Here is a 4,984-nt window from a genome sequence, read left to right on the forward strand (position 1 = left end):
GCGGCCAACCGGGTCAGGTCGGGAACGAAGCAGCCCTAACCGTTAGCTCTCAGTGCCGGGGTCGGGCTCGTCACCCTTTTCCCTCCCGTCGTCACCCGCCACTCGCCTGCCTGAAGGCCATCACGGCTTGGTTGCGCAAGGTGCGCAGCAGCGAAAGCTCTTTTTCGCTGAGCACGATGGCACCGGCCTCGGCCTTGTCGGCGTAGATCAACCCGACCGGCGCGCCTTTCACGAGCAGTGGCAACAGCAGGAAGGCCGGCGCGTCGACGCTGGCGGTGTACCAGGCCGGCAGCCGCGCTCGCATGCTCGCCGTGGTGGCGTCGCCGATCAGCGTGTCGGCACCCTTGATGCACACGGCGCTGAACAGGTCCGCCGGCGCTCCCGGCACGGGCCGGGTGCCCACGCGAAAGGCAGCGCGCAGCGAGTCGTCACCCTCGCCGAGCATGAAGCGGCCGATGAGCGCGCCGCTCTTCGCGTCGCGCAGGCAGAACAGCACCCGTCGAAACCCCAACGCCCTGTAGATCGTCTCGAGGATCATGCGCAGCACTTCGCCCAGCTTCACGTCCTCGACCATGCTGTTGGTGATGTCCTGGATTCCCGCGGCGAGCACGCCGGCCGGGTCTGCTGCAGCGGCGCGGTCGCGACCTTTCGCCACGGCGAGCACCAGCGTCGATTCGCAGCCACTGGGGCCGAGGGCCACGTCGGAGATCGTGTCGGGCGCATCCGCAGCTGCGTGCCCCGTGCCGCCGACCGCGGATGTCGGCGCACGGGCCGCATCGCGCGGTGCCATCAACCGCTCGGCGGGTGCGCCGGGGCGCAACACGATCTCCAGGCCCGAGGCGAGTTCGGTGAGGCGCACGCGTGAGCGCGCGACCGCGCCGAGGACGTCGGGCGCCGGCACACCGAGCACGCGCGCATAACGAGCCCCGACCTCGGCGAGACGCCTGGCGCCTTCCTCGGGTTCATGCTGGAGCAAGGTGTCGGCCATGTCGTTGGCGGCGGTAGCGACCCAGCGCAGCCGCTCGGCCAGGGCCTGCGGCGGCTGGGCGGGCGCCACACCGCCGGCGCCCTGCATGCAGCGCTGCAGCGTCTCGGGCAGGCCCCAGTGACGCGCCACGCCGAGGCCGAGTTCCTCGTAGCTCAGGCCGAGCACCGATTGCGATGCGCGTGCTTCCGGTACCGGAACCTTCGGGTTATCGCGCGCCGGCACCACGCCGGGATGGACCAGCCGGCGCACCTGCTCGGCCTCCTCGGGGAAATAAAACTCCGCCAGCAAGCGGCCGAGGTTGCGGAACATGGCGCCGAGAAAGGCTTCCTCGACCGCACCAGGCTGCGACATCGAGCCCGGACACAGCTCCTCGGCCAGGGTGCCGGCCAGCAGGGCTCGCAGGAACTCCTGCTTGATCTGCTGGGCATGCAGCTTGTCGTTCATGTGCTCGACGAGCACCAGCGACAAGGCCAGGTTGCGCACGCCGGCGAAGCCCATCAACGCAACCGCTCGCGACACCGTGCTGATGCTGCCACCGGCTTGCGAGTAATGCGCGGTGTTGACCAGTCGCAGCAGTTTGTGTGTGAGCGCCACGTCCTTGAGGATCTCGCCGGCCAGGCTGGAAAGGCTTTCGTTCTCGGATGCGGCGACGCGCTGGATGCGCGCGACTGAATCCGACAGCGCCGGGAAGTCGGTCTTGTGGCGCATGCGGCGCAGCAGGAAGTCGAGTGCGCCGGCCTTGGTCTTGCTGCTGCCGCCGTCGCCGGAAGTTCTTGCGTCGGCCGCTGGCGTCAGCCAAAGGCGCAGTGCATCGCGCAGCTCGGCCGCGTCGGCGTAGCGGCGCACGGGGTCGCGCGCCAGCGCACGTTGAATCACTCCGCGCAACGCGTCGTCCACCGGCTGCGGCATCTGTGCCGGAAGGGCAAGGTCGGTCTCGACAATGCGCTTGCGCACCGCCGGCACCTCGGTATCGTCGACCAGCGGATGGCCCAACATCAGCTCGGCCAGCAACAGGCCGAGCGCGAACACATCGACCGCTGTGGTCGGCACCGCGCCGCGCAGCGTTTCGGGTGCCGCATAACGCGGCGTGCCCACGGCGACCGCAGCGACGCCACTTCTGACCGCGATGCCGAAGTCGGTGACCCGCGCCCGGCCGGCGGCATCGATCAGCAGATTGGAGGGCTTGATGTCGCGGTGCACCAGGCCGGCGGCATGCGCCTGGGCCAGTGCGTCGAGCACACCGAGCAGCCACTCGACCGCTTCGCGCGGCGCAAAGGGACCGCGGGCAAGCAGGTGACGGTCGAGCGACGCGCCGCTGATGTACTCGAACACGAGGTAGGGCTGCGCATCGGCGCCGCTGCCCTGCACGTCGGCCTCGAACACGGCGACGATGTGCGGATGGTTGAGTGCCGCGACATGGCGTGCTTCGGCCAGCCAGTCGCCCAGGTTCGAGCCGGCTTGTGGCGTCATCAGCTTGAGCGCCACGTCGCGCGCCAGGCGCGGGTCGTGCGCCAGCCACACCGTCGCCTGCGAGCCGCGGCCGATCACGCGCTCGAGTTCGAAGCGGCCGACGCGCTGGGGTGCGCGTGGCGGGCTGGAGGTCGCTGCCATGAGGCGGGTCTCGGGGAAAGTAGATTTCAGGATGAACGCTCGGCGGCCTGCGTTTCGGCGCCGACCGCGCGCCGCGCCTTTTGCAAGGCATCGCTCAGTTCTCCGGGGGCGAGTACCAGGGCGCGCACATAGCGCTGGGTGACGCGGGCCAGCGCCGATGCGGCCTGTGCCGGTGGCGCTGCTGCCGCGGCGACCGCCTCTGCAGCGGCGCTGCCGAGCAGCCGCACCATGTCGCGGCGGTCGTCCGGGACGCGCACCGGCGCCTCCAGCGAAGCACGGCGCAGCGAAACGAGGACGTGCTCGTCGAGCCCCCAGTGGCGCGCCACCGCGACCGCCAGGGTGTCGAGATCCACGCCGATGACAGCGCAGGCGGCGGCCGAAGCGGGCATGCCGCGTGCGCCCTCGCCCGGATCGATGAGGCGGGCAATCTGCTCGGCCTCGTCGGGGAAGTGATAGCGCAACAGCAAACCGCCCAGGTGCTGCAGCAAAGCGATCAGGAAGACAGCCTCGCCGTCCATGTCGGCGGGACACAGCTCGCGCGCCACATGCGCGGCCATTCGCGCTTCGCGCAGGCTCACGGACAAGGCATGCGCGGGCGCGGCGCCGAGCGGTCCCGGCCAGGCCCGCAGCCCGGCCGCTGCACGGCGCAGGCCTTGAATGCCGATGAGCTGCACCGCACGGCGCACGGTGGTCACCGTGCCGAAGCCCTGTTCCGAGCTGGCCGCTAGATGGGCGGTATTGACTTGGCGCAACAGCTCGAAGGCCAGCGCCGGGTCCTGCACGATCAGCTCCGTCATCTCGGCGATGCGCTGCTGCTCCATCGCAGCGATCTCCGACACGCGCGAGAGCAGGCCCGGCAGCGCCGGCAGGTGGCCGACGCTCGAGAGCCGGTCGAGCAACAGTGAGAGAACGCCTTCACTGCCGGCCTGCGCATCGATCCAGCCTTGCAGGGCGCGCTCGAGACTGCGCGCGCCGAGATAGCGTGTGCGCGGCTCACTCGCCGTGGCCCGGTTGCAGATGGCGCGCAGCGCATCGGATACCGGCTGCGGCGTGCTCCAGCCCAAGCGCACGATCTCGCGCTCCAGACGCTGCACCGCCGTGGCCGTGTCGGCCTCGTCGAGCGCGGGCCGGCCGGCAAGCAGCCGGTGCAGCAGCAGCCCGCAGGCGAGCAGATCGCGCTCATGGGCGGCACGCTGGCTGCGCAGGGCGACGGTGCTGCCGACGGTGGGCGCGGGGGCGGCCGCGTCGGCCTGTGCGGATTGCGCGGCGTTCGCATCGGCGCCGGCGCTCATCAGCAGCGCGCGGCCCTGCGCGTCGATCAGCACGCTGGCCACGCCGATGTCGCCGTGCGAGAGCCCGGCCTCGTGCGCGAACGCCAGCCCGTGCAGCACGTCGCACAGCCACTGCGCCGACTGGGCCGGCGTCGGTGGCGGGCCGGCGACCAGGTGTTCGGCCAGGGTGATACCTGCCGCGCGCGGTGAAGCAACGAAGGGCCACCGTTCTTCGAGGCCGATCTCGGCGACCGTCACCAGTTGCGGATGACTGAGCCGCGCCGCATCGCGCGCGCCTTGCAGCCAGGCACGCAGCGACGCTGCGTCGGCGGGCTGCTGGCGCGGCAGGCTGATGTAGGCCTCGCGGCCATCCGCGGCCTGCGCCAGCCACAACATGCCGCGGCTGCTCTTGGCCAGGAGGCGCACAAGCGCGTAGCGGCCGATGCGGCGGCTGCCCGGCATGCCGGCAGGCAGCGGCCGGCCGGCCGACGCGGCGTCAGGCGGGTTGGGCGGAGAAGAAGGCATGGACCGGGAAGGAGACGGGGCGCGCGTTTCGATGCCGCCATTGGAGCGCGAGCAGGAGAGCGGCGAAGGCCTGAACTGTGCCGGCAAGGCGGGTCACTTCTGGCAGCGGCGGCGGGCGCTTCCTATACTGCCCCGCTCATCTGTAGCGCTGGAGTCGCCCGACATGAAGATCGCCCTGCTGGGCACCGGCCTGATGGGCCTGCCGATGGCACGCCGGCTGTGCGCCGCCGGCTTCGAGCTCACCGTGTGGAACCGCACGCGCGCGCGCGCCGAGCCTGTGCTTGCCGATGGTGCACGGATCGCTGCCAGCGCGGCCGAAGCGGTGCGCGGCGCCGAAGCGGTGGTCACCATGCTCGAACACGGCGACGCGGTGCACGACGTGCTGTTCGCGCAGGGCGTGGCCGACGCCCTCTCGCCCGGCGCGCTGCTCGTGGACATGAGCTCCATCAAACCCGAGGAGGCCCGCGGCCACGCCGCGGCGCTGGCCGAGCGCGGCGCGGCTCACCTCGATGCGCCGGTCTCGGGCGGCAGCTTCGGCGCCGCGGAAGGCTCGCTCGCCATCATGGCGGGCGGCGAGAAAAGCGATTTC

Annotated in this window: 3 protein-coding genes and 1 other RNA gene; 2 read left to right on the forward strand and 2 right to left on the reverse strand. The window is 71.3% G+C overall.

Annotated elements, in window-relative coordinates:
* Positions 1 to 75, forward strand: an RNA gene (ffs, locus tag H0W38_RS16445) — signal recognition particle sRNA small type; the annotation flags it as partial.
* Positions 76 to 91: 16 nt separating this feature from the next.
* On the opposite strand, the gene H0W38_RS16450 is transcribed toward ffs, so the two are convergent.
* Together H0W38_RS16450 and H0W38_RS16455 are read right to left on the reverse strand one after the other, a co-directional pair.
* A complete protein-coding gene (locus H0W38_RS16450; protein ID WP_292456050.1) occupies positions 92 to 2,599 on the reverse strand; it encodes a serine/threonine protein kinase in 2,508 nt (835 codons plus the stop codon).
* 26 nt (positions 2,600 to 2,625) lie between these two features.
* Positions 2,626 to 4,395 carry an HDOD domain-containing protein gene (locus H0W38_RS16455; RefSeq protein ID WP_292456052.1) on the reverse strand — a complete coding sequence of 590 codons (1,770 nt, stop codon included), beginning with the start codon at positions 4,393 to 4,395 and terminating at the stop codon, positions 2,626 to 2,628.
* Between the two features lie 148 nt (positions 4,396 to 4,543).
* Between H0W38_RS16455 and H0W38_RS16460 the strand changes: the two genes are divergently transcribed.
* Positions 4,544 to 4,984 (forward strand): NAD(P)-dependent oxidoreductase (locus tag H0W38_RS16460; protein ID WP_367162257.1); only part of this gene is annotated, 441 nt, incomplete at its 3' end.

Origin of the sequence: Methylibium sp. (genome assembly GCF_013817365.1) — a bacterium.
Taxonomy (GTDB): domain Bacteria; phylum Pseudomonadota; class Gammaproteobacteria; order Burkholderiales; family Burkholderiaceae_C; genus Methylibium.